18 protein-coding genes and 1 pseudogene are annotated in these 25,713 nt (G+C 67.6%); 5 read left to right on the plus strand and 14 right to left on the minus strand.

What is annotated here, in order from left to right; translation table 11 throughout:
• Positions 1–8: 8 nt before the first annotated feature.
• Together alkB and ACN20X_RS17755 are read right to left on the minus strand one after the other, a co-directional pair.
• Positions 9–659 carry a DNA oxidative demethylase AlkB gene (gene alkB / locus ACN20X_RS17750; RefSeq protein ID WP_473209679.1) on the minus strand — a complete coding sequence of 217 codons (651 nt, stop codon included), beginning with the start codon at positions 657–659 and terminating at the stop codon, positions 9–11.
• A gap of 27 nt (positions 660–686) precedes the next feature.
• Positions 687–1,418 (minus strand): 2OG-Fe(II) oxygenase, encoded by a 732-nt coding sequence (locus ACN20X_RS17755; protein ID WP_473209680.1) that lies wholly within the window; start codon positions 1,416–1,418, stop codon positions 687–689.
• Between the two features lie 205 nt (positions 1,419–1,623).
• On the opposite strand from ACN20X_RS17755, the gene ACN20X_RS17760 reads away from it, so the two are divergent.
• The 3 genes from ACN20X_RS17760 (at position 1,624) to ACN20X_RS17770 (ending at position 6,048) form a co-directional block, all read left to right on the plus strand.
• Complete coding sequence (locus tag ACN20X_RS17760; RefSeq protein WP_016446083.1) at positions 1,624–2,445, plus strand: hypothetical protein; 822 nt, start codon at positions 1,624–1,626, stop codon at positions 2,443–2,445.
• A gap of 148 nt (positions 2,446–2,593) precedes the next feature.
• A complete protein-coding gene (locus ACN20X_RS17765) occupies positions 2,594–3,844 on the plus strand; it encodes a hypothetical protein (RefSeq protein WP_473209681.1) in 1,251 nt (416 codons plus the stop codon).
• Positions 3,841–6,048 (plus strand): AAA family ATPase, encoded by a 2,208-nt coding sequence (locus tag ACN20X_RS17770; RefSeq protein WP_473209682.1) that lies wholly within the window; start codon positions 3,841–3,843, stop codon positions 6,046–6,048. Before ACN20X_RS17765 ends, ACN20X_RS17770 begins: the two co-directional genes overlap by 4 nt.
• Before the next feature lie 105 nt (positions 6,049–6,153).
• On the opposite strand, the gene ACN20X_RS17775 is transcribed toward ACN20X_RS17770, so the two are convergent.
• The gene (locus ACN20X_RS17775; RefSeq protein WP_016446131.1) at positions 6,154–6,714 is read right to left on the minus strand and encodes a chemotaxis protein CheW; all 561 of its coding nucleotides are present in this window, start codon (positions 6,712–6,714) and stop codon (positions 6,154–6,156) included.
• 49 nt (positions 6,715–6,763) lie between these two features.
• Positions 6,764–8,626 (minus strand): methyl-accepting chemotaxis protein, encoded by a 1,863-nt coding sequence (locus tag ACN20X_RS17780; protein ID WP_473209683.1) that lies wholly within the window; start codon positions 8,624–8,626, stop codon positions 6,764–6,766.
• A 339-nt stretch (positions 8,627–8,965) separates the two neighbouring features.
• Here ACN20X_RS17780 and ACN20X_RS17785 point away from each other — a divergent pair.
• A pseudogene (locus ACN20X_RS17785) lies at positions 8,966–9,192 on the plus strand (IS3 family transposase); the annotation flags it as partial.
• 22 nt (positions 9,193–9,214) lie between these two features.
• Here ACN20X_RS17785 and ACN20X_RS17790 read toward each other — a convergent pair.
• Positions 9,215–10,396, minus strand: a complete 1,182-nt coding sequence (locus ACN20X_RS17790; protein WP_473209684.1) for a porin — start codon at positions 10,394–10,396, stop codon at positions 9,215–9,217.
• Positions 10,397–10,512: 116 nt separating this feature from the next.
• The gene (locus tag ACN20X_RS17795) at positions 10,513–10,965 is read right to left on the minus strand and encodes a nuclear transport factor 2 family protein (protein WP_016453404.1); all 453 of its coding nucleotides are present in this window, start codon (positions 10,963–10,965) and stop codon (positions 10,513–10,515) included.
• Positions 10,966–11,134: 169 nt separating this feature from the next.
• Here ACN20X_RS17795 and ACN20X_RS17800 point away from each other — a divergent pair, with 169 nt between their 5' ends.
• Positions 11,135–12,406, plus strand: a complete 1,272-nt coding sequence (locus ACN20X_RS17800; RefSeq protein ID WP_016453403.1) for a LysR family transcriptional regulator — start codon at positions 11,135–11,137, stop codon at positions 12,404–12,406.
• Positions 12,407–12,424: 18 nt separating this feature from the next.
• On the opposite strand, the gene ACN20X_RS17805 is transcribed toward ACN20X_RS17800, so the two are convergent.
• From ACN20X_RS17805 to ACN20X_RS17840, 8 genes are all read right to left on the minus strand, one after another.
• Positions 12,425–13,144, minus strand: a complete 720-nt coding sequence (locus tag ACN20X_RS17805) for an alpha/beta fold hydrolase (RefSeq protein ID WP_016453402.1) — start codon at positions 13,142–13,144, stop codon at positions 12,425–12,427.
• The gene (locus ACN20X_RS17810) at positions 13,141–14,013 is read right to left on the minus strand and encodes a class III extradiol dioxygenase subunit beta (RefSeq protein ID WP_198129338.1); all 873 of its coding nucleotides are present in this window, start codon (positions 14,011–14,013) and stop codon (positions 13,141–13,143) included. The genes ACN20X_RS17805 and ACN20X_RS17810 overlap by 4 nt, the downstream gene beginning before the upstream one ends.
• Positions 14,013–14,420: a protocatechuate 4,5-dioxygenase subunit alpha gene (gene ligA, locus ACN20X_RS17815; RefSeq protein WP_016453399.1), complete on the minus strand. Its 408-nt coding sequence runs from the start codon at positions 14,418–14,420 to the stop codon at positions 14,013–14,015. The genes ACN20X_RS17810 and ligA overlap by 1 nt, the downstream gene beginning before the upstream one ends.
• A gap of 76 nt (positions 14,421–14,496) precedes the next feature.
• Positions 14,497–15,837: an MFS transporter gene (locus tag ACN20X_RS17820; protein WP_473209685.1), complete on the minus strand. Its 1,341-nt coding sequence runs from the start codon at positions 15,835–15,837 to the stop codon at positions 14,497–14,499.
• Positions 15,838–16,127: 290 nt separating this feature from the next.
• Positions 16,128–18,380, minus strand: a complete 2,253-nt coding sequence (gene paoC / locus ACN20X_RS17825) for an aldehyde oxidoreductase molybdenum-binding subunit PaoC (protein ID WP_473209686.1) — start codon at positions 18,378–18,380, stop codon at positions 16,128–16,130.
• A 4-nt stretch (positions 18,381–18,384) separates the two neighbouring features.
• Positions 18,385–19,335 carry an FAD binding domain-containing protein gene (locus tag ACN20X_RS17830; RefSeq protein WP_473209687.1) on the minus strand — a complete coding sequence of 317 codons (951 nt, stop codon included), beginning with the start codon at positions 19,333–19,335 and terminating at the stop codon, positions 18,385–18,387.
• Positions 19,332–19,976, minus strand: a complete 645-nt coding sequence (gene paoA / locus ACN20X_RS17835) for an aldehyde dehydrogenase iron-sulfur subunit PaoA (protein ID WP_473209688.1) — start codon at positions 19,974–19,976, stop codon at positions 19,332–19,334. The genes ACN20X_RS17830 and paoA overlap by 4 nt, the downstream gene beginning before the upstream one ends.
• Before the next feature lie 188 nt (positions 19,977–20,164).
• Complete coding sequence (locus ACN20X_RS17840) at positions 20,165–25,711, minus strand: DNA repair ATPase (RefSeq protein ID WP_473209689.1); 5,547 nt, start codon at positions 25,709–25,711, stop codon at positions 20,165–20,167.
• Positions 25,712–25,713: the final 2 nt, after the last annotated feature.

Genomic DNA, 25,713 nt, shown 5'->3' on the forward strand with positions numbered 1-25,713 from the left:
CCCGCCATTCAACCCGCCTTGCGAAAAGTAAGATTGATGCGCCGCCCGCCCAGCAGCGGGTGAGGCTGGTCCTTGAGCGGCAACACGCCGTGGTGGCGCAGCCGATCCACGCCGCCCCAGACCACCACGTCGCCATGCCGCAACAACACCCTGGCCGTCCTGTCCGCGCGCGCAAGCCCTCCAAACAGAAATGTGGCCGGCATGCCCAGTGACACCGAGACGATGGGCGCGTCCAGGTCACGCTCGTCGCGGTCCTGGTGCAGGGACAGGCGGCTGCCGGGCAGGTACTGGTTGATCAGGCAGGCGTCGGGCGCGAAGCCCTCGAAACCCGCAGCGGCGGCCGCTTCGCCCGCCAGCTGCGCAAACACGGCCGGCATGGCGGGCCAGGGCTGGCCGCTGACCGGGTCGATGGCGCTGTAGCGGTAGCCGCGCCGGTCGCTGGTCCAGCCCAGCGCGCCGCAGTTGGTCATGGCCACCGACATGGTGAAGCCGCCCGGCGTGACCAGATGGCGCAGCGGCGCCTGGGCCATGACGCTGTCCACCGCAGCCAGCAGTGGAGCCGCATGGGGCAGGGCATGGCCGCGCAGCACCACGGACTGGGGACCAATGGGTTCGATGCCCATGGGAGGTTCATCGGCAAAAAGATCCAGCGTGCTCATACCGGCCGTCCATCAAAGTGCGTCATATCAGAGTGCGTCATGAAAGATCAGCCCCACGGTATGGCGATGGCCGCTTCGGACGCGGCTGACGCCATGGCGCATGGCCGCGCGGCGGTAGCCTGAGCGCCGCCCCGGCACGGGCCGGTGGCGCACGGCCAGGACCAGCGCATCGCCCTGGTCCAACGCCATCACATCGGCCCGTTGCCTGTCGCCATCGGCCTGGCTGATGACGAATTCCCCGCCCGCAAAGTCCTGCCCCGGCCGAGACAGCAGCAACACCACCTGCAGCGGAAACACATGCTCTCCATAGACATCCTGGTGCAGGCAGTTGTAGTCGCCCTCGCCGTATTGGAGGATCAGCGGCGTGGGCCGCACCTGGCCGTGCGCGTGGCAGCGCGCCAGGAAGTCCTGCAGCCGGTCCGGATAGCGCACATCCAGCCCCATGCGCTGGTTCCAGCGGTTGGCCACCAGCACCAGGCGGGAATACAGCTGTTCGCGCAGCCGCTGCAGCAGAGGTGGCAAGGGGTAGTCGAAATACCGGTATTCGCCACGCCCGAAACCGTGGCGGGCCATGACGATGCGGGAGCGAAAACCGTCTTCCCTGGTGTAGAGGGCCGCCAGGTCACGGCATTGCTGCGCGTCCAGCAGGCCGGGCAGCCGGGCACTGCCGTGCTCGTCGAGCTGGTGCTCCATCTGCGTCCATTGGCAGGGCGGGGCGGATTCGCAAGCTTCGTTGTCGAAAAGACGGAGGTTGTGCATGGCGGGCGCGGTTGGCGGCATGGGCGCTGTGGGCAATTGCCGCAGTCTAGGGCGCCGCCGCAGCGCCTGCATCCCGCTTCTTGCAGTGGACAGAATGTCAACCGGCGGCAGCGCCTGCCAGCCGCGTGCTGGACAGGCCTGGGAGGGCCGGCTGGCAGCTGCAATTGAACAATCGCGGCATTCCTGCAAACGCCTCAGGCCCGCCATGTCCAGCAACGTCCATCACCTCTATCTTTTCTTCGATACGCCCCTGCAGCTGCGCCGCGTGCAACTGATCTGCCAGTACCTGGCCCGGCAGTCCTGGGAGCAGGCCGAGCGCTGGATCCATGAGCTGGACCCCGCCCTGGACCGGTCCGCGCTGTGGGATGACGACTGGGCCAATGCCAGCGCCCTGGGCCACCCCCAGCACCTGGAGCTGGGCTTTGACACCCGCACCACAGCCGGCATGCCCTGGCGGCTGCTGGAGACCTTGTTCCAGCACGGCCTGCAGGCGGCGGTGCTGCATGTCTTCTACGACCAGGTGGGAGAGAGCGAGCGCTATCACTTCGATGCCGGCCAATGGGTCAGCCACCATGCCTGGCTGGCCCGCTACCCGGAGCGCCAGGTGCTGGTCGATCCCGACGCAGAGGTCTATCCGCGCCCGGGGCAGGAAGAGGGCAACGATGGCACCTCACTCAGCAATCCCGCCCAGCCCATGGCCATCAGGCAACTGCGCGAGCGTGACCAGGAACGCGATCGCCAGGCCCAGGAGTCCGTGCAGGCCCTGCTGGAGACCATGGCCAGCCTGCGCAAGAGCGGCGTGTCGCCGGTGGACGGCATCGCGGGCCTGTTCATGCTGCGGGCAGGCTTTCGCGGACTGTGCGAGGCCGTCGCCTTCACCGTGGTTGCCGCCCTGGCCTTCAGAGGCAAGGGCCTGTGGCTCTGGCTGGCCCTGGGATTGGTACTGGCGGTCGTGCTGCCGCTGTACCGGATGGCCAGTGCGCGGCGGGAGTTCGCGGGGCAGGGCGGCAGCGACCCGGCATCCTGAGACAATCCGCGCTCGGCAGAATGAAACAAATTGCACAAGATCCGGCAAAGTCCCAGGAGAGGGTGAACAGGATGTGGATACCGACCGTCGTCACGGCAGGATGGACATGCGCCATCAGGCGCCGTCTTTTTGAGCAGGGCCAACGCTGATGCAGCCCACCGCAATCGAGCAGGGCCCCGCCGTGGCAGCAGGCGTTCACGAGGATTTCGGCCATCTTCTGGGTCTGTACATGCGCCGCATCCGTGCCAGCGCTTCGGGGGTGGCCACCGAGATCGGGCTGAGCCGGGAAGCCGTCAACAACTGGAGGAATGGGGTTTCCCTGCCCAATCCGCGCTCGCGCGACCGGCTGGCCGCCTGCGCCCAGTATCTGCGGCTGACGGAGGCGGAGACCAATCGACTGTTCTCCGCCGCCGGCTTTGCCACGCAGTTCCCGCTGCAGGCGCCAGCCGCTGGCGCCCAGCCTTTTGCCGGCTTCATGGACCGGCTTTTTGCCCAGCTGGCCCAGGCCTCGCCCTATGCCATCACCATGCTGCTGTCTCCCGCGCACTGGGGGCAGCCCCCGTTCCGCCAGGAATTGCTGCTGCGTGCCCGCGCCCAGTACGGCGCCGAGGCGGTACTGCACATCCAGCCGCCGTACAGCGTGAGCACGGCCCCGGCCGACTACTTTGCGGCCCTGGGCCGGCAGTGCGGGCTGGGCGAGGTGGGCTCGGACTATGAATTCGAGGCCCTGCTGGAAAAGCGCCTGCTGGCAGGCGGCCGCCTGTTCTGCCTGGTCAGCCGTTTCGAGCAAGGCACGGCCGCACTGCGCGAGACGCTGGCCGGCATCCTGCGCAGCCTCAGCGAAATGCACAGCGGCCGCCTGCACCTGCTGCTGTGCGGCAGCGAGGCGCTGGCCGACCTCAAGTACCGCAGCGGCGACCTGTCCCTGCTCAACATCGGCCAGGTGGCGCACTGGCCCGACCCCACGCTGGAAGACCTGGCCCTGATGGCGCGCCAGCGCTGGCCGGCAACAGCCTGGCCGGCCGAGGTCATCGAGGCGCTGCAGGCCCTGACGGGCGGGCATCCCGCGCTCTTCGAGGAAGCGCTGCAATGGCTGGTGGAGCAGGGTGTGGGCATCGCTGCCGTGCACTCGCCACTGCTGCGCGCCCATCTGGTGGCCAGTGCGCGCCTGTGGCATACCCTGCTGCCCCTGGCGCAGGAGCCGGCCGCACGCGATCAATTGCGAAGCCTGGTGGATGCGGCATCGCTGGGCCGTGCGCGGCCCTATCTGCAGGATGCCGTGCTGCGGCGCCTGTTCTGGGGCAATCTGCTACAGGTGCGCGGAGCGGGCGAGGGCGCCCACCTGCACTGGCGCTGCGACATCGCCCGCGAAGCCGCAATGGCAGTGCTGCAGGCATGAGCGGCCCGGCCCGCCTTCTGCAGCTGCCCCGATCCTATTGGCGCGCCGCGCTGCTGGCCTTGTTCACGCTGTTCATAGGCACAGCCATCCTTCTGCCCCGCTACAACCCCGTTACCCGCGGCAGCCTGCAGGGCGCGGAAAGTTCAGGGCGGGTCTGGAACGAAATCATCCTGTGGCGCCTGGCCCTGATGGAGCATGTGCGCCAGCATGAAAGCTGGCCGCAGGACATCGCCAGCGTGGCACCGGAGATTGCCGAGCCCCGCGTGCGCATGAGTTCGCCCAGGCCCTTCGTGCTGCAGGCGGACATCGTGCGCGACAGCCAGATGGGCGTGCTCTCAGGAACCCAGGTCCTGCTGCAGCTGAACATGCCCAGCCAGGACTGGAGCTGCCAGGGCGGCCAGCCACCCACCCCGCCACGCTATCTGCCGCTGAACTGCAGCCCCTCGCCAGGGCAGCCAGAGCACGAACCCTTTGGCTGGCTGCGCAACATCATCTGGACCTGCGCCCTGGTCTTTGGCGGCCTGGCCCTGCTGTGGCTGGTCCGCCATCCGCTGATAGGCCCGGCGCAGCTCAAGCCCGGGCGCCTGCGCCGCAAGCCGTATCAGCATCTTCCCCAGCTGGACCGGCTGCTGCGGCTCACCGGCCGGCGGTCCGCCGTGCTGCGCGCCGCAGGCATACGCCCGCCCGACTGGCAGCGTGCCCTGCGCCTTGCCAGCGCCAGCCCCGCCGCCCGCGTGCGCGCCCTGGCCGAACGACTGTCGGCCACCTGCAAAACCGCCGAGGGCGAATGGCCCGTGCCCGGTGGCATGTTCGAATGGACGCTGCCGCCGGACCTGCCCATCGCCCTGGGCCGCTGCCTGGTCTATGCGCTGCCAGAGCAGCTGGAAGAACTGGAAGAGGGCGAACTCGTGCGCCAGCTGCGCCTGCTGCAGACCGGCGGCGACGTGGTGCTCATCGTGAGCCCCCAGCATCCCCAGTCGCCCATGCCGCTGCTGCAGCGCCATGCCGAGGACCGCGCCAATCTGCACGCAGTGCTGGACAGCCCCGGTCAGACCGAATGGCTGATGGGCGGCGAGCCCGCGCAGGTGCTGCTGCGGCTGCTGGCCGCGCAACTGCAGGTCACGCGCATCTCGCCCTACCAGACGCGCGGCGGCGTGACGCGCGAGGACGTGTTCTTCGGCCGCGAACGCCTGCTGGCGCGCGTACTCAACCGCGAACCGGCCAACTACCTGGTCGTGGGAGGGCGCCAGCTCGGCAAAAGCAGCCTGCTCAAGGCCGTGCAACGGCGCCTGCAGGAGCATCCGTCCATTGCCTGCCACTACCTCTCGCTGCGCGACCACCGCCTTACGCCGCGCCTGGCCACCCAGTTCGGCCTGCCCGTGGAGACACCGCTGGAGGCCATCATCGAACACCTGCAGTCGCAATCGCAGGGCAGGCGGCTGTACCTGCTGATCGACGAGGCCGACCGGTTCTTCCGCGACGAAGCCCGCAATGGCTACCCCCAGCTCAGCGCCTTGCGTGCGCTGAGCGAGGAGGGCCGTTGCTGGTTCATGCTGGCGGGATTCTGGGATCTGTACGCGGCAGCGCTGCTCGACTACCAGTCGCCGCTGCGCAACTTCGGCGAAATCCTGGCCATTGGGGGATTGGAGCCAGCGGCATGCCACGCCCTGGCCACCGAACCGCTGCGCAGGCTGCGCCTGGGCTTTGCCAACGACACTCTGGCCGAGCGGCTGATAGAGGCCAGCGGCAGGCGCGCCAACCTGGTCGCCATCCTCTGCCAGGAATGCCTGGAAGCCCTGGGACCCGACGAACGCGTCATCGAAGAACGCCACCTGCGCCAGGCCATGGCATCCCAGCCCGTGCAGGACGCGCTGGTGGGATGGGGCCGCTTGAGCACCGACGAACACGCCTGCCGCCTGGACCGCATCGCCGTCTATCACACGGCCCAGCAAGGACAGACCAGCCTGACCGCACTCGACGCCCTGGTCCAGTCCCACGGCGCCACCGGCCAGGCCCAGGCCTTGCGCCGGTCCCTGGCCCGCCTGCAACTGGCCTACGTCCTGCGCCGCGATGAAACCCACGGCGTGCACGACGCACGCTACGTCTTCACCATCCCGCTGCTGCAACGCCAATTCGAACCGCAGGAGACGGAGTTGTTGTTGAGGCAGGAACTGGAGAGCCAGGGAAGAGGGTTGAACAGCTGAAAAAAGAGGCGGAAGACAGGCAGGCCTGGTGCAGGAAGAGTGCCTTACCTGGGTTTGGACAGTGCTAATCGCAACTGTGATTTAACATAATATACATCGTATCAATCAAAGCATCGCGGCCTCCATCAACCCCATCTCGGCGCTGCTCATGAGCGCTTCGATGTCGGTCAAAATCAGCATGCGTTCGACATCGCCGCTCTTGAAGCATCCCATACCCATGATGTAGCCGGCATCCACCGAGGCACTCATCTGGGGCGCCGGCTTGATGTTGTCCGCGCCCAGCGCCAGAACGTCCGACACCGAATCGACCACCACGCCGATGACCCGTCCGCGCACGTTCAGCACGATGACGACGGTGAAATCGGTGTACTCGGCCGACTCGCAACCGAGCTTCAGGCGCAGGTCGACGATGGGCACGATCACGCCACGCAGGTTGATCACTCCCTTGATGAAATGCGGTGCGTTCGCAATGCGGGTGGGAGCCTCGTAGCTGCGGATCTCCTGTACCCGCAGGATGTCGATGCCGTATTCCTCGCCACCCAGGCGGAAGCTGAGGAACTCGTTGGGCATGGCGGCCACTGCATTGGCAGCCCGGGTTGATGAGGCGGCTGTCGTCTGCGCTGTAACCGGTGCTACCGTTGGGCGCTCTTCAATCATGGCGGTCATCTTCGACTCCTTGGAGATTGGGGGCGGGTTCTGGCGCGGCGAGCCGCGCTCAGAACGACGTCCAGTCGTCAGTGCCGGTCTTGGCAGGTGCGATAGCGAGCCGGCTCGACTCAGAGGTCGATGCTGGGGCTGCAGCAGCCTTCGCCTTGAATGCCGGCCGGGCGATGTTCTTGGCACGGTCCGGGCCGCGACGCTCGACGGCAGCAGCGTTGGCCGCTGGGGCCGCAGCGTGGGTCGAGCCTCCAAGTCCTTCATGCGACAGCTTGAACACCGCCACGGCCTGCACCAGTTTCTGGGCCTGGCCCTTCAGGCTCTCTGCGGCGGCAGCGCTCTCTTCCACAAGCGCCGCGTTCTGCTGCGTCACCTGGTCCATCTGGCTGACGGCCTCGCCGACCTGCCCGATGCCGGAGCTCTGCTCGACGCTGGCCGAGGTAATCTCGGCCACGATGTCACTCACGCGTTGGATCGAGGCGACGATCTCGCCCATGGTCTTGCCGGCCTCGTCCACCAGCACGGTGCCTTGCTCCACCTGCTCGACGCTACGGCCGATCAGGGCCTTGATTTCCTTGGCAGCCTCAGCGCTGCGCTGCGCGAGGCTGCGCACTTCAGACGCCACGACAGCGAAGCCGCGGCCCAGCTCACCTGCGCGGGCCGCCTCGACGGCTGCGTTGAGCGCCAGGATGTTGGTCTGGAAGGCGATGCCGTCGATCACGCCGATGATGTCGCCGATCTTGCGGCTGCTGTCGCTGATGCCTTGCATCGTGGTGACGACCTTGCCGACCACCTCGCCACCTTGCGCAGCGACGGCCGAGGCGCCCTGAGCGAGTTGATTGGCCTGCTTGGCGTTGTCGGCGTTGTTGCGGGTGGTGGTGCCCAGCTCCTCCATCGTGGCGGCCGTTTGTTGCAGGGCACTGGCTTGCTCTTCGGTGCGCTGGCTCAGGTCCTGGTTGCCCTGTGCAATCTCGGAGCTGGCTGTCGCCACGCTGTCGGCACCACTGCGAATGGCGCCCACCACGCTAGACAATTGCTGCTGCATGCTGCCCATAGTGCGCAGCAGGTCACCTTCTTCACCCCTCACTCCGAGATCGATCGACTGATCAAGCTCCCCTGCCGCAATGCCCGATGCCACACGACTGACGTCGCCAAGCACGGCGCTGGTGCGACGACGCAGATAAAGGAGCCCGGCGAGCAGGCTCACGATGAGCAATGCCGTCGAGGCCATGGCAAGTTTCGACCATTGCTGCCGCGCCGCCACGGCTGCGGCCAGCTGTGCTGACGTGCGCTCATCGAGAAGAATCAGGAACTCGTCCACGGGTTTCATGATCTTGGCTTTGTACTGGTGGTACGCCAAGTCGTGCATCATCCCCAGAGCCTTGGCCTTGTCGGGTTCAGCTTGGCGCGTGAACCCACCTTTGCCGTCGTCATAGAGGCCCTTCACCATGTTCATGGCGATGGTTTCAGTGCGCACCAGATCATCTGAGTTGGCCTTGGCTTCGGCCAGCTTGGCGAGTTCGTTGTCTGCAAAGCCGGCCCGCTTCATCAGATCAAGCAGCGGCACCGTTTCGCCTGCGGGACGCACGTTTTGCGCATCGGCTGCCCGGAAGTCCCAATAGATCCGCTCGTAGGCCTGAGGCCGTGGCAGCTTGCCATTGCGAATATCCAGAATCTCGATGTATTGCTTCTCCCACTTGGCGTCACCGGTGGCCACGTAGGTGCGCGCCAGTCGGGTGAGGTCGTCAGAGCTTTGCCGCAACTCATCGGCCAACAGGTACGACTGGTATCGCCTGGCGGCGGTTTCGTCGGCAAGAGCGCTGCTGCGGTTGCTCATGATGGCTGCGCCAATGGTGGCCGCGCCAAGAACCAACAGGAGAGCGGCACCAAAACTGTAGGCTTGTTTGATCTGGAGTCTCATTGTTGTTCCTTCCACTGTGCTCTCGCCCTCGACCAGGACGATGGAGTTGAGTTCGCCATGCAGGCCGATCTGGCTTGGCGCAGAGCATGGGGCTTGCGACTTTTCAGCCCCCTGCCCTGCGCTGTCCCGCGTCACCCTGAACTGGCCGGATCGGCGCAGCCGCATGCTGCCATTGAATGCCAAAATTGATCCGATGGCTGCATCATAGATATCAATTTGATCAAATATGAATTAAATTTTTCTATCAATTTGATGAAATTGCTACTTATGCGCGTGAGCACATCTCCGGTCCACCACTCGGCATGTACGGATATCAAGGAGTCCGCTGTCGGTGTCTGCGCGGAAATAGCCAAGCTGCAGCGCGTGCTCGGCAAGACAACCTTGGAGAACGAAATCCTCAAGGAAGCCGTGCGGTACGCCGCAGAAAAAAGTGGATTGCGCTCGCCTGTGCGCGACCTGCCTGGGCGCGGTGAGGCTGGGCCGATGGCCGCAGCCATCGCACACCCGGCGACGATGCCGGGCTGCTCGCCGAACTGCGCCAGGAAATTGCCGACTTGCCCAGCTGGCCTGTTGTATTTGCCCTCGGTTTCAGAACGAGTGGCGCAGGCCCAGCATCAGGCCGGTCTGCGATGCGCCCGCCAGCGGGCTGCCGCCGGCTGCGGCCGAGCTGACCGAGATGGCCAGGCGCTGTCCGTTGTCAATGCGTGCGGCCTGGGCATAGACCGCCGTGCGCTTGGAGAACTTGTAGGTGGCCCGCAGGGCCAGCAAAGTGGAGCGGTCGCCGCCGTGGGCATAGCGCAGTTGCTGCAGCTGGCCATCGACCACGACGGCGGCGCTGGGGGACCAGGACAGGCCGCCCCAGGCCAGGGTGCTGCGCGGCGTGGCGCCGTTGCTGGCCGAGGCCGCCTGGGCCGCGTCGTTGTCGCGGCGCATGAGGCCGGCGCCCAGCTTGATGGTGGGTGACAGCGCGGCATAGCCGTTGAGCATGATGCGGCGGTCCTTCAGGTCCGAGCGCGTGAGCCCTGCAAATGCGCCGACGCCGCCGCGCATCTCGTCCACGGCCAGGGCAAAGCCCCAGGGCGCGGTGTCGTACTTCAGCATGGCCGACCACTGGCGGCAGGCCTGCCTGTCCGTGGCCGATTCGCCGGCGCAGTTGGTGCCGGCCGGGCTGGGGCCGGCGTTGACGGCATCGCGTCCCAGGCTGTAGGCGGCGCCCAGGCTCCAGGCGCCGAAGCGTCCCCGGTAGGCCAGGGAGTTGTCGGTGCGCGTGTTGGGGATGTAGCTGTCCAGACTGCTCAGGCCGAAGGCGTTGGGGCCGAGCAGGTCGGCATCGAACAATGCCCAGTACAGCATGGTGTAGTTGCGCCCCAGCGAGACACTGCCCCAGCCTCCGGACAGCCCCACCCAGGCCTGGCGCCCGAAGCCCCGCCCGCCCTGGTTGAAGGTGCCGGCATCCGGGCCAAAGCCTGACTCCAGCGCAAAGACGGCGCTCAGGCCGCCGCCCAGATCCTCGCTGCCGCGCAGCCCCCAGCGCGACGGTGCCGTTCCCGTGAGGCCAGGCATGCGCGTCAGCGATCCGCCGCCTTGCACATTCGTCAGGTGCTCGATGCCGGTGTCCAGATGGCCGTACAGCGTCACCGATGAGGCGGTCTGGGCCTGGGCGCCGCCTGCTGCTGCTGCCAGCATGGCGAGCGGGGCGAGGCGGCCCAGACAAACCCGCAGTGGGCGCCTGGCTGGGGGTTGGGGAATGCTTTTGAGAGTGCGGTTCATGCTTGTGTCTCCTGTCGTTGTCGTTGCGGAATCGGCACGCCGCAACGCTGCGCCTTGGGAAAGGCGAGAGTGGCGGGCACGGGGAAATGGGAGAAAGCGGCTGGGCGCCCTGCTCTTCAGGCGCCCGGGAGGTCCCGGTACATGACGAAGCGCGCCACGCGGCGCGTGATCAGCCAACGGCCTTCAGGACTGCGGCCGAAGGTGTCATCGAACTCGCCTACGAGCTGGCGCGGTTGCGCCGGGCGGCCGTGCGGCGTGATGGCATCGGCCTCGTCGCAGGACCACAGCAGCACCTGGCTGCGCGCGCTGGCGCGGTCCGGGCCTTGCAGTTCCACCAGCGTGTTGGTGACCAGATGCCGGGTCATGCGGCCCGCGGGACGCCGGGAGTACGCAGCGGCGATGGCCGTGCGCCCGCCCAGCACCTCGCCGCCGGGCCGTTGCAGCTGGCCGTCTTCGGCAAACAGCTGCGCCAGGGCCCGGGCATCACCGGCATCCGCAAAGGCAGCAGCGCGCAGCACCAGGTCCAGGCAGGCCTGGCGGGCCAGCAGCCGGTCGATTTCATGGTTCATGTTTCTTGTCTCCCCGGAATTCGCAGCCTGCGATGGGCTGTCTTGATCCAGGCCCCAAGCATTCCATGCCGGCACCGATCAGGCCAATGCCGGAGCCCCGGCCATCAATGCGTTTTTCTTATGGGACAATCAAAACACGTTCTTCCAACGTACCGCGAAGCACCTTTCAATGAACCTTTCTCTTGCCCCCTGGGCCAGCAGCAATCCTTCGCGTTTTCCCGAGTTGGCAGGCCATTTGCGAGCCATGCGCGCCATGCTGGGCGTGGTGCGCCACGGCAGCACCACGCGGGCCGCCCAGGCTATGCATCTTTCTCAGCCGGCCGTGGCGCGTTCGGTACTGCAACTGGAAGAGGCCTGCGGCGTGCCGCTGTTCATGCGCGGTGCGCGCGGCATGATGCCGACCCCGCTGGGCAGCCAACTGGCCGCCCGCATCGAGGCCATGCTCCAGCATCTGGGCAGCGGCGCTGCCGACGCCCAGGCCGCCGCCACGCTGGCGGCCAGGCGCCCTCCCCTGCCCGAGCGTTTTGCCGAGACCGTGCCTGCGGGCCAGCTGCGCGCCCTCATGGCCATTGCCGACTGCGGCAGCGAATCCCTGGCCGCGCAGTGGCTGGGCCTGACGCAGCCCGCCGTGCATGCGGCGCTGCAGGGGCTGGAAACCAGTCTGGGCATGCAGCTGTTCTACAAGCTGGCCTTCGGCACGCGGCTGACGCCGTCCGGCGAAGCGCTGCTGCGCCGTGTCAAGCTGGCCCTGGCCGAGGTGCGCGGCATGGACAGCGATATTTCCGCCTGGCGCGGCGAGATCCGGGGGCGCGTGGTGGTCGGCGTGCTGCCGCTGTCGGTGGGAATCTTCCTGCCGCGCGCGGTCGACAGCCTGGCCGCCAGCCACCCGGACATCGAGGTCAGCATCGTGGACGGCACCTACGAGAGCCTGGTGCAGCACCTGCTGAGCGCCGACATCGACGCCATCGCCGGCGCCCTGCGCGCCGACATGCCCTCCGATGAGGTACGCCAGCTGCACCTGTTCGACGATGACCTGGTCGTGGTGGCTCCGGCCGGCCATGCCTGCCTGGGCTGCGGCCAGCTGGTTCTGGAGGACTTGCTGCAATGGCTCTGGGTGTCGCCCCTGCCCGGCACGCCGGCCGACCGCGCCATGGTCCAGCTGTTCCGCAGCCAGGGCCTGGAGCCGCCGCGCGCCAGCCTGCGCGCCAGCAGCCCGACCATGACGCTGGCCTTTGTGCTGCAGACGGGCCGGCTGGCCCTGGCCTCGCGCGGACAGGCCCTGCAGGATGACCACGGCGGGCAGTTGTCCATCGTGCCTGTGGACCTGCCTTCCACACGCAGGCGCATCGGGCTGGCCACGCGTGCGCTGAGCACGGCATCGCAGGACCTGGAGCTGTTCATGCAGGCCTGCCGGCGGGCCGTGGGCGATCCGCCGGCCTAGTCTGAGTGCAGCGCTCGCTCAGCGCCCCATCCAGTCGAGCAGTGCCCGCGACACCTGCTGCGGCTGCTCCATGGTGCTCATGTGGCCGCTGTCCTCGATCACCACCAGCTCGGCGCCCGGGCACAGGGCCTGCATGCGCTCATGGCGTGACAGCGGGCTCCAGGCATCCTGGCGACCGCAGGCCAGCAGGGTCGGGCAGCGCAGCTGCCTGAGCACATCGCCCGCATCGGGGCGGTTCAGCAAGGCATTGATCTGCGCGGCGAACACCTCGGGCGTGAAGCGCGCCACCATGTCGAGCACCTCACTGAACAGCGGCGTATCGAGCCGGTCCGGATGCACCATGCCGCGCGCCCATTGCAGGCCCATCTCGCGCATGCCGCTGTGCCGGGCGATCTGCAAGAGCGCCATGCGCTTGGCGCGTTCGCTCTCGCCGGCCTCGCCCGGGGCGATGGGGTCCATGCCGGTGTCCAGCAAGGCCAGCCGCTCCACACGCTGGGGCGCCATGCCGGCAATGGCCAGGGCCACGCGCCCGCCCATGGAATGGCCCGCCAGCGAAAACCGCTCGGCCGCCACGCCATCCAGCACCAGGCGCGCCATGTCTTCGATGGTGGCCGCCGCGCCATAGGACGGAACAATGCACTCGGCAACACCGGCAAAGGACAGGGCCGCATGCTGCTCGTGCCAGACCGTCTCGTCGCACAGCAGGCCCGGCAGAAGTACCACGCAAGGCCGGCTCATGCTGCGTTCTCCAGGATGAGGTGGCCGACGGCCGTGTTCGATGCCGGCACATGGTAGAAGCGGTGGTTGACCCTGGGCAGCGGCGCGGGGCCGTCCACATCGGCCATGGCACCGCGCGCGATCAGCCACATCACCAGCTCGATGCCTTCGGAGCCGGCCTCGCGCACGTAGTCGATATGCGGCATCTTGGCCAGGCCGGCAGGGTTCTCGATCAGCAGGTCCAGGAAGCGGTTGTCCCACTCCTTGTTGATCAGGCCCGCACGCGCGCTCTGCAGCTGGTGGCTCATGCCGCCCGTGCCCCAGATCTGCACGTTCAGGTCTTCGTCGAAGCTTTCCACGGCGCGGCGGATGGCGCGGCCCAGGTTGAAGCAGCGCTGGCCCGACGGCACGGGGTACTGCACCACGTTGACGGCAAACGGAATCACCGGGCTGGGCCAGGCGCCCGTGCGCGCGTCCTGCTCGCCGCACATCAGCGACAGCGGCACGGTCAGGCCGTGGTCCACGTCCATCTTGTTGACGATGGTCAGGTCGAAGTCCTGCTGGATCACCGATTGCGCAATGTGGCTGGCCAGCTCCGGATGGCCGACGACCTTGGGCACGGGGCGCGGGCCCCAACCTTCGTCGGCGGGCTGGTATTCAGCGGCCGTGCCGATGGCAAACGTCGGGATGAAATCCAGGCTGAACGCGGTCGCGTGGTCGTTGTAGACCAGGAAGATCACGTCGGGCTTGTTGTCCTTGAGCCATTGGCGCGAGTGCTCGAAGCCCTTGAACAAAGGCTGCCAATAGGGGTCGCCCACCTTGCCCAGGTCCATGGCCGCGCCGATGGCGGGCACATGCGAGGTGTAGACGGATGCGGTGATGCGTGCCATCAGATGCCTTTTTCCTGTCTTTCCTGCTCATGCAGGTAGCGGTTTCCATTGATGCTGCGTCCGCCGCCCAGCATCATCTGGCGGTAGTCCTCCTCGTTCATGCCGCTCATGGTCGAGACCATGTTCTGCACGCTGACGCCGTCGGTGGCGCCGATCTTCACGAGGAAGTAGATGTTTCCGCCCAGCGCAATGCAGCGGTTCAGGTCGCGGTCCAGCACGGCCTGTCTTTGCTCGGCCGTCATGGCCCATTCGCCCAGATAGGCGCGCTCGTCAGCCCGAAAGCGCTCGCGGTTCTCGGCCTTCATCAGCGACATGCAGAACTGGTTGAGCCAGTAGCCCTGGCGGGATTGCTCGGCGTCGAAGACCGTGGTTCCCGGTACGTCGAGATAGGGTTTGTCCAATGCCATGGAAGTGTTTCTCCTGCGCTTGAGCGCTTGGGCGCTTGGGCGCTCGGGCGCGTGCTCACGGATAGGGGTTCAAGGATCAAGCACCAGGCGCTCGCAGCGCGCCACCCATCGGCGCCAGGGTGCGGCCGGCGCCAGTGGCCCACACGGCCAGCCCCGCGGCAATCAGCGGCAAGGCAAAGACGTAGTACAGCGAGGCAGGCTGCCAGCCACCGTCCAGCAGCAGGCCGGCCATGGTGGGCGCCACGATGGCGCCTATGCGCCCAATGCCTATGGCCCAGCCCATGCCGGTGGCGCGCACCTGGGCCGGATAGGTGGCCGGCACCAGCCCGTACAGCCCGGCCATGGAGGCGAACAGGAACACGCCCACGCCTACCGCTGCGGCGAACGCCCAGCCCAGGCTGGCCGAGGCCAGGCCGAACAGCGCAGTGAACAAGGCATTCAGCAGCAGGCTGCCCATGGCCAGATGCCGCAGCTTGGCCTTCACCGCCAGCAGGCCGAACAGGCTGCCCCCGGCAATGCCTCCCAGGTTGAGCAGCACGCCGCCCGTCACGCCCTGCTGTGCCGACAGGCCGGCCTGCACCAGCAGCTTGGGCGTCCAGCTCAGCGAAAAATAGACGCTGAACATCAGCAGGAAGAAGCCGGCCCAGAGCATCAGCGTGGGGCGCGCCAGGCCGTTCCTGAACAATGCGGCCACGGTATTGCCCTGCTGGACGTCACGGCCGGCTTGCGCGGGCAGCTGCAGCATGGCGGGGTGCCCCATGAGTGCCATCAGGCGGTTGAGCTTTTCCAGCGCACGCGCCGGGCGACGGCCCAACAGAAAGTCCACCGACTCCGGCAGCCGCCACAGCACGATGGGCACCATCAGCGCCGTGGCCAGGCCGCCGAACACAAAGACCGAGCGCCAGCCATGGTGTGCCAGCAGCCAGGCGGCCATGAGCCCGCCCAGCGTGGCGCCAATCGGATAACCCGTGGCCTGCAGCGCAATCGCCGTGCTGCGCCATTTGTTCGATGAATACTCCGAGGTGATCACCCCCACGCTGGCCAGCATGCCGCCAATGCCCACGCCCGTCATGGCGCGCAGGGCTGCCAGTTCCACATAGCTGCGCGCTGCGGCAGACAGCAGCATGCCCACGGACACCACGACCAGGCACAGCACGATGACGGGTTGCCGGCCACGACGGTCGGCCACGGGCGCCAGGAACAGCGAGCCTATGGCCATGCCGATCAGCCCGGCACTGAACAGCACGCCCAGCTGCGCCCCGTTGAGCTTCCACTCGGCAGCGACGGCCGAGGCGGTGAAGGCCATCACCAGCACATCGAAGCCGTCCAGCATGATGAGCAGGATGCAGATGGCCACGGCCAGCCACTGGAACGGCGCCATGGCGCCCTCGTCCATCGTCTTGCGGATATCTTTCATACAAGTCCTTGTCGGAGCAGGTTGTCTCTTTGCCCTGGCAGGCGCTTTGCACCCAGGCCAGGTTCTGTTGTAGGGAAACCGGGGCGGCCTGTGTTCGGAGTGCACAGCGCCGACATTTCCCAGTGCAAAAAGTATCTCCACGCTAGCCTCTCCAGGCCAATGCCGACGGACGCGCAAGCTATGCGTTCTATTGATGGCTACATGCAAAAAGGCCGGCCACCCAGAGGTGACCGGCCTTCGTTCATCAAGAATCCAGGGCCTGAGCGGGCTGCCTCAGGTGCACTCCCCTGTCATGCCAGCCTCCCCAGCCCCGCCAGCAGCTTGTCGAGCGTGACCGGATAGTCACGCACGCGTACGCCGGTGGCGTTGTAGATGGCGTTGGCAATGGCCGCGCTCACGCCGCAGATGCCCAGCTCGCCCACACCCTTGGCTTTCATGGGCGAGGCCATGGGATCGACCTCGTCCAGAAAGATCACTTCCTGGTGCGGGATGTCGGCATGCACGGGCACCTCATAGCCCGCCAGGTCGTGGTTGACGAACAAGCCCAGGCGCGTGTCCACGGCCAGCTCTTCCATCAGGGCCGCTCCCACGCCCATGGTCATGGCGCCGATGACCTGGCTGCGGGCCGTCTTGGGATTGAGGATGCGGCCGGCCGCGCAAACGGCCAGCATGCGCCGCACGCGGACCTCTGCAGTGAAGGCGTCCACGGCGACCTCCACGAAGTGCGCGCCAAAGGTGGACTGCTGCATCTTCTTGTCGAGCACGCCGAATTCGATGGCATCCTCGGCCGTCAGGTCGCCGTCGCCGGCAGCGCTGGCCAGGGCCCGGCGCTTGCCGCCCGCCTGCACATGCCCATCCGCGAATTCGGCCGTCCCCGGGTCCATGCCCAGCTTGCGCGCCACGGCCTCGCGCAGCTTCACGCAGGCGGCATAGACGCCGGAGGTGGCACTGGCCGCACCCCATTGCCCGCCCGAACCGGCAGACACGGGAAAGCCGGAATCGCCCAGCCGCACGCGCACCTGCTGCAGCGGCAGGCCCAGCATCTCGGCCGCCGTTTGGGCAATGATGGTGTAGCTGCCCGTGCCGATGTCGGTCATGTCGGTTTCCACGGTGACCATGCCCTGCCTGTCCAGGCGCACGCGGGCGGCGGACTTCATGACAGGGGCGCCACGGTAGGCGCCGGCCATGCCCAGGCCGATCAGCCAGCGCCCTTCGCGTCGTTGGGCCGGCTGGGGATTGCGCTGGCTCCATCCGAAGCGCTCGGCGCCCGTGCGCAGGCACTGCACGAACTCACGGCGGGAAAACGGCTTGTGCTCCTGGGCAGGGGTGCCCTCCTTCGCCTCGGGTTGCGGCTTCTTGCCGCTGTCCGGCACCACCTGGGTGTCGTTGCGGATGCGCAGCTCCACGGGATCGATGCCGAGCTTTTCCGCCAGCTCGTCCATGGCAACCTCCAGCGCCATGTGGCCCGTGGCTTCGCCGGGGGCGCGCATGGCATTGGCCTCGGGCAGGTCCAGCACGGCCAGGCGGGTGGCAGTCATGCGATGGGTGCCGGCATACATGCGGCGGGTCTGGTCCACGGCACCGTCCGCCGATCCTCCGGGCTGGTCGCCCGACCAGCTTTCGTGGCCGATGGCGGTGATCCTGCCGTCCTGCCCTGCCGCGATGCGCACACGCTGGATGGTGGCCGGGCGGTGCGTGGTGTTGTTGGCCATCAGCGGGCGCTGCAGTGCGACCTTGACGGGCCGGCCTGCCGCGCGGGCGCCCAATGCGGCCAGCAGTGCATCGGCCCGCAGGAACAGCTTGCCGCCAAAACCGCCGCCAATGAATGGCGAGACCAGGCGCACCTTGTCCTTGGGAATGCCCAGCGTCTTTGCCAGCTCGCCCTGCCCCCAGGCAATCATCTGGTTCGAGGTCCATACCGTGAGCTGGTCGCCCTTCCATGCGGCCAGCGTGGCATGGGGCTCCATCATGGCGTGCGACTGGTCTGGCGTGGTGTATGTGGCGTCCACCTTCACGGGGGCCGAAGCGAAGGCGCCGTCGAAATCGCCAATGGCCGTGTCCGGCGCATCGCCATTGATGCTGTCGGGTGGCACGGCGGAGTCCCTGGCCTTGGCCAAGTCATAGGCGCCAGCCACGGGCTCGTAGTCCACACGGACCAATTGCGCGGCAGCGCGCGCCTGCTCGAAGGTTTCCGCCACCACCAGGGCCACGGCCTGGTGGTAGTGGGTCACCTGGGGGCCTGCCAGCAGCGGCGCGGTGTTCATCTTGCCCTGGCCCAGCTTGCCAGCGGTCTGTGCCGTGACGATGGCGAGCACGCCGGGCGCGCGGCTTGCCTGCGCCAGCCCGATGCTGCGGATGCGGCCCTTGGCGATGGCCGAGCCCACCACATAGCCATAGGCCGGGTGCTGGACCACGTCATGCCGTTCATAGGCATACGGCGCCGTGCCGGTGGTCTTGAGCAGGCCGTCGATGCGGTTCATCGGCTGGCCGATGATCTTGAGCTGGTCAATTGGGTTGACCGTTGCGGGAGTGTCGAATTTCATGGCGTCAGTTCCTTGCCTGATGCAGCACGGCGGCGAGCGTGCGTTCGGCCAGCGTGAGTTTGAAGGCGTTCTCCTGCGTGGGCCGGGCGCCCGCCAGCAGGCGGTCGGCAACGGCCTTGGCGCCCTGCGGCATCAACGCTTCGGCCGCCTCCACTCGCCAGGGCTTGTGCGCCACGCCGCCCAGGGCCACGCGCCCGCTGCCGTCGCGCTGCACGATGGCGGCCACCGACACCAGCGCAAAGGCATAGGAGGCGCGGTCACGCACCTTGTGATAGATGTGCGTGCCGCCTGGCGGCGGCGGCAGGGTGACGGAGGTGATCAGTTCGCCGGCCTGCAAGGCCGTCTCTACATGCGGCGTGCTGCCGGGCAGCCGGTGGAAGTCGGCAATGGGGATAACGCGGGCCTTGCCGTCGGCCTGGATGGTTTCCACCGTGGCGTCCAGCGCGCGCAGCGCCACGGCCATGTCGCTGGGGTGGGTGGCAATGCAGGCCTCGCTGCCGCCGATCACCGCATGCTGGCGGCTCACGCCGGCAATGGCCGAACAGCCGCTGCCCGGCACGCGCTTGTTGCACGGCATATTGGTGTCGTAGAAATACGGGCAGCGCGTGCGCTGCAGCAGATTGCCGCCCGTGGTCGCCATGTTGCGCAGTTGGCCCGAGGCACCGGCCACCAGGGCGCGGGTCAGCACGCCGTAGTCGCGCCGCACGCGCGCATGGGCAGCCAGGTCGCTGTTGCGCACCAGCGCGCCTATGCGCAAGCCGCCTTGCGCGGTGGGCTCCACGGTGTCCATGCCGGTGCCGTTGACATCGACCAGATGCACGGGGGTTTCTATCTGCAGCTTCATCAGGTCCAGCAGATTCGTGCCCCCGGCGATGAAGCGGGCGCCCGGCCGGGCCGCCACGGCGGCGGCAGCCTGCGCGGGGGATTGGACGCGTTCGTAGGTGAAGGCAATCATGTCCGCCCCTCCCCCGCCACTTCGGTGATGGCATCGACGATGTTGGAATACGCCCCGCAGCGGCACAGGTTGCCGCTCATGCGTTCACGCAGTTCATGGGCCGACACCAGGGGCTGGGCCACGATGTCTTCGCTGGCATGGCTGGGCATGCCTTGCCGGATCTCGTCGAGCATGCCCACGGCAGAGCAGATCTGCCCCGGCGTGCAGTAGCCGCACTGGAAACCGTCGTGCCGCACGAAGGCGGCCTGCATGGCGTGCGGGGATTGCGGCGTGCCCAGGCCTTCGATAGTGGTCACGGCGGCGCCCTGGTTCATCACGGCCAGGCTCAGGCAGGACACCACGCGCCGGCCATTCACCAGCACCGTGCAGGCCCCGCACTGGCCATGGTCGCAGCCTTTCTTGGTGCCGGTCAGGTGCAGATGCTCGCGCAGGGCGTCGAGCAGCGTGGTGCGGGTGTCCAGGTCCAGGCGGTGTTCCTGGCCGTTCACCTGCAGGGTGACGGGCAGCTGGACCCCTTCGGGGATGGAGGGAGGCTGCACTTGCGCGCCGGCCGATCGGGGCACGGCCGTTGCCGCAGCCGTGGAGGCACCTGCAATCAGCAGTTCCCTGCGCGAAACGGAAAGCTGGGGGTTGTGTTCCATGGGGCGTCCATCGTGTTGGCTCGTTCGTGGGGCGTGCACACTGCTGCGAACACGCCACTCCAAGCATCGGTTCGGGACGCGCCCCGGGTTGTAGGTGATGGTCCAACGTCCGGGACATCGGGTTGTCCGATGACGGATCAGCGCATGCAGACGTGCGAGGGCCCCCGGCCCCGGCCCCGGCGCTGCGCCTAGGCCGCAGGCGGCATGTCGCCGCGCTGCATGCGCTCGAAGGCCTTGTCGATTTCCTCGGAGCGTATGGCGCCCGCAGCCGGCACGGGACGGCCCGCGCGCTGGGCGTCGATCTGCTCCTGCATGCGCGTGGCCACCTGCATCAGCACGCGGTGCAGGCCCAGCTGCTGTCGGCGGGCCTGGTCCAGGTGCGTGACCACGGGTTCCAGGGACTGGGCCAGCGACCGGGTCAGCAGTTGGCCCAGCATGTGAACCAGGGCCTGACGGTCCTGGGCGGCCTGCACCTCTGACGGGGTGCCGGCCTGGGTGCTGGCGGGCTCGCTGGCCGCCCTTTGCGCCATCAGCTCGCGTATGCCGTGCAGCGAGTCGCCTGCGGCGCTTTGCGTCTGCAGCAGCCGGGCCAGCAGTGCCTGCAGCGCTTGCAGGAGCTGGGACTGTTCGGCGGCGCCTTCCTGCATCGCCTGCTGCTGGGGCTGGGCCACCGACTGGGCCACCTCGCGCGTGGCGGCGACCAGGTCGACCAGCTGCGCCGTCACGCGCGTGGCGGCGTCGGCATTGGCGCCGCCTGCGGCCTGGCGGCGCAGGAACTGCTGGCGTATCTGCTGCCAGCGGGCGCTGTCCTCGTCGCTCATCTGCCCGCGCAGCTCGGCGAGCTTGAGCAGGTTCTCCTCGGCGCCCGTGGTCAGCATCTGCGCTTCGCCCTGGTAGTGGTCGGCCAGCATCTGCTGCATTTCCTGGTCGTTCATCACCGGGGTGATTTTTTCGGCCAGCTTGTTCATGTTGCGGTAGCTGCCCTGCAGCCTGAAGGCCGGCTCGGTGCGGTAGCCGTCGTCCTGCGCGGCGCTCTGGATGTACTGCTGGTTGACCTTGAACACCAGCTCGCGCACCTGCACCATGCGGGCCAGCACGGCCTCGATCTCGCGCAACTCGGCCGATGAATAGTCGTGCGACAGCGCGTTGCCCGAGACATCCCTGCCCTGCGCCTTGTCCAGCAGCAGGTACAGGTCCTGCAGGCTGCGCGTGGCCATCGGCGCCAGCACGGCGTTCGAGGTCATGCTGTTTTCGATATAGCTGAGCTTGAACACCTCCTGCATGCCGCCCAGCACATCGCCCAGGTTGTAGATGTCGGCACGGTTGGCCAGCATGTCGGGGATCTTGAAGACCTCGCCCGACTCGGTGTACGGATTGCCCGACATGACCACGCAAAAGCGCTTGCCGCGCATGTCGTGGGTGCGGGTCTGGCCCTTCCACACGCCCTCGATGCGGCGCGTGCCGTCCGACAGCGAGATGAATTTCTGCAGGAACTCGGGGTGCGTGTGCTGTATGTCGTCGATGTACAGCATCACGTTGTTAGCCATCTCCAGCGCCAGGTTGAGCTTTTCCAGCTCCTTGGCCGCCGTGGCGTCCGGCGCCTGGGCCGGGTCCAGCGAGCGCACGGAGTGGCCCAGCGCCGGGCCGTTGATCTTCATGAAGATCAGGCCCAGGCGGTTGGCCACGTACTCCATCAGCGTGGTCTTGCCGTAGCCGGGCGGCGAGATCATCATCAGCAGCCCCATCTGGTCGGTGCGCTTGTTCTCGCCAGCCACGCCGATCTGCTTGGCCAGGTTGTCGCCGATCACGGGCAGGTAGATCTCGTTGATGAGCCGGTTGCGCACAAAGGACGACAGCGGCCGGGCCTTGAATTCGTCCACCCGCACGCGCGAGCGCCAGTCCTGCAGCAGCTGCTGGCGCAGCGCCTGGTAGCGGCCGAATTCGGGGACAAAGCTGCGGAAATGGCGCGCGGCGCGCTGGCCCAGGTCGTCGATCTGCAGCCACATGCGGCCGTCCGCAATGCGCGGATGCTGGCCCAGCAGGCCCGGCACTTCATGGCGCAGGTCCACATTGCTGACCTTGCAGGGCAGTGGGCCGGCGCAGCACAGCCAGGCGGCGGCTTCGCCGCAATAGGCCAGCCAGGCCTGCCCTTGCCCGTCGTCCAGCGCGCGGCAGGCGGTCTGCAGCCAGTGCAGCGCGCTGCGCCAGCGCTGGTCCAGCGGCGCCAAAGGCTTGTCGTGCCGATCCTCGCCCTGCCAGTAGGCCTGCATTTCCTCCCAGCGCTGCAGCGGCTGGGCCTGCTGCTGCACGGCGGCCTGCAGTGCGGCAATGGCCGACTGGCTGTAGCTGGAGAAGGAAAAGCGCACGGCCTTTTGCGCCAGCTCGGCCTGCAGGTAGTCGGCGGCGCCGTGGATGAGGCTGTCGATATCGCTGTCTGCGGGCGCCGCCTGTCCTGGCAGCAGGTCGCGCAGCAGGCCCCGCTCGTCGGCATAGGCGCGCAGGCGCTCGGCAATGTCGGCGCGCAGGCTCAGCTGCTCGGCCTCGCTGCCGAACATCTGCTGCATGGCCTGGGCCTGCTGGGCGCGCAGCGGCCACTGCGCCATGGCGGCAGCCAGCTGCGGCTGCTGCACCTGGGCCTGTGCGCTCCAGAACAGCAGGGCCAGCGCACGGGCGTCGGGCGCAAAGCGCAGCACGCCGGCGGCATCGCGCAGGGGCAGCAGCACCTGCAGGATGCGGGCCGCATCATGGTCGTGGATACCGCGCTCATAGCCTTCGCGGTAGCGCGGCGCGGAGAATTCGCGGATGGCCTGGGTCAGCGCCGCCTCGTCGGGCAGCAACTGGGCCAGCCGGGCCTCGCTCCAGCCGTCGCGGCGCTGGCGTGCGGCCTGCACCACTTCCAGGGCCAGGTATTCACCGCGATAGAAGTCTGCCGATTCGGCCGGCGTGGAGGCATCCCAGTAGGCCTGCAAAGCGGCCAGCTCGGGGTTGTCCACGGGCTCGAAATACTCGGTGCCGACCAGGTGCAGGAACAAAGCGCCGTTGCGCGGCAGCAGGGTCAGATCCAGTTCCTGGTTGCCCACGCTGAAGCGGTGGCGGCCCAGGCGGATGATGGCGCCGCCGCCTTCGTACAGCTCGCTGCGGTCCTGCAGCGCGCGAAACGCCTGGTCGCGCAGGTTCTTGACGCGGCCGTCGATATCGTCGGCCTTGACCGGGTCGTGCAGCTGCTCTCGCAGGCGCTGGGACAGCTCCTTGAGCTTGCCGATCAGCGGATCGCCTGCAAAGAACGCATGCAGCGCGTCGGCACTGGCCAGTTTCTCGGTGCGCTTGGGCAGGCTCTGCACGATGCGCAGGGCCGCGTCCAGCACGCCCTGCGCCTTGCGCTGGCGCTCGTCCTGCAGCGACTGGCGGCGCGCCTCGAAGCTCTCCAGCACCTCCTCGCGCTTGGCCATGATGTCGCCAAGGAACTGCTCGTGCTCGCCGAAGCGGCTTTCGATTTCCTCCAGCTGCACCAGCAGCCGCGCCAGCTGCTCGTCGCATTTCTCGGGCGTCTGCGCCAGGCCCAGGGCGCTGACGATGCTTTGCGAGAACAGCGCCAGCTGGGCCGCGAACTGGGCCACGTTCTCGGCGCCGCCCAGGCCAGACCTGCGCTGCTCGGCGCGTGCACGCACCTGGTTCAGGCGCGCATAGACGGCCGAGATGCGGTCCACCACCTGGGTGCGCTGCGTGGCGTCGTCGATGGACAGGCTGCCCATCAGCTCGGACAGCATGTCCAGCGCGGCCGCCATGTCGGCCATGCGCGCCAGCGGCTCGTTGATCTGGGCCACCGTGGCTGCCGCCTGCGCAGCCTGGTCCAGCGCCTGCAGCTGCTCGGCATAGGGCTGCATGGCCTCGTCGGTGGCAATGAAGGCGGCCGTGCGCTGGGAGACATCGGCCTGGGCCTCGTTGACGCCCTGCACCATGGTGTCGATGGCGGCCTGGTCCACATAGCGCAGGTCGCGCGTGGCCATGAGCTGGCCGCGCAGCTGGCCCAGCTGGGTGATCGCATCCACGTATTCGCCAATGCCCTTCCAGTCCGCCAGGCGCAATTGCTTGAGCAACCGGCCATGGCGGCCGGACACCTCGCCCATGGCCTTGGCCGAGGCATTGCGGATGCTCTCGACCTTTTCGTACTCGTCGATGACCGCATCACCCGTGGCGACGATGCCCAGCAGGGTTTCGTGCACCCCCTTGAGCTGCGGCGCGCCCAGCCAGTGGTAGCGCTCGAACAGGCGGCGCGCGGCGTCGATCAGGCGCTCGTAGCGCGGCAGCGAGACCTCGGTGGCCGCGATTTCCTTGCGCACGCTGTACAGGTCCGAGATGCCGCTGACCAGCTCGGCATTGCCTATGCGGCCCAGGAAGCTGTCGCGCTGCGGCTGGCGCGCCGCGTAGTCGTCCGAGGCGAAGGGCGTGCGCCAGACCTGCATGGGGTGCACGCGCGAGGCTTCGTTGCTCTCGGCCGCGAAGATGACGATGCGCCCGTCGTCCATGCGCGCATGGCCGTGGCCGATGATGGGCGGCTGCAGGGCGCGCTCGATCAGGTTGTACTTGAACAGCGCCATGCGCCCGCTCTCGGGCTCGTAGAACACGTAGAGCACGTCCTCGCCGTTGGGCGATCGGATGCTGCGCCGGTAGCGCATGCCCTGCATGTTCTGCTCGAACGAGCGGTTCTCCCCGCTTTGCAGGTAGTAGCCGCCCGGGAAGATGATGCCGTGGTCCTGCGGCAGCTGGATGCAGGCCGCGCCGATGGCATCCATGCGCAGCACCTGGCGGGAGACGGTGTTGAAGATCAGGTAGCGCCACTGCTCTTCGCGGTAGGGCAGGATCTTCAGCAGGATCAGGCTGCCGACGGCCGCGTACTCGAACACGGCGTCGTCCAGCGACTGGTTCTTCTCCTGCACGGGCTCGCTGTAGATGCCCAGTCCGTCGTTGGTGTTGTTCTCGACCTTGATGGTCAGCGTGCCGCCCAGGGTCTCGACGAAGACCTTGTCCAGCACGTTGATGTGCGGGTGGCGCCCCTGCACGAGTTGCTCGCGCCCGGCGCGCTGCCATTCGAAGTCATGGGGCGCAGGCAGTTCGATGTCGCGCTCGCCGCGGTTGTCTATGTAGCGTATGGGCTGGCCGTCCACGGGCACGGACCAGCGGAACACGCGCACATCGGACAGGCGCTCGCCGATCTGGAAGCTCGCCAGCAGCTTGCCGTCGCGCACGGCCAGCTGCATCAGCCGCGTGTTCTTGTAGTAGGCGTACAGCTCCTGGAAGTCCTGCACGAAGCTCTGTATGCCCAGGAAACTGTCCTTGAGGTCCACGGGAGTGACCTCGTAGCCCTGCTCTCCCTCGTGCAGGCGATACAGGCCGAACACGTCTTCCACGCGCGTGGACTGCTTCAGGCCCATGAAGACGTTGTAGCCGAACAGCAGGTAGCCGCCGACCTGGGCGATGTCGCGGCCCAGGCAGTTGTTCTCGGTGCGCACGCGCATGCGCCCGATGACTTCCATCTGGCTGCGGCCGAATTCCTCCAGCCGCTCCTCGTTGAGCTGGCGCACCAGCGCCTCCAGCGCCTGCCCCTGGCCGTCCAGGCGCTTGGCCAGCACTTCGTAGGAGCCGCCGCTGGCGACTGCCTGGTCCACGGCGGAGGCGGCAGTGTCGGGGGAGAGGGGCGGTGAGGACGGTGTGGACGATGGGGACGGTTGGGACATGG

The organism is Delftia sp. PX-1 (assembly GCF_055797465.1).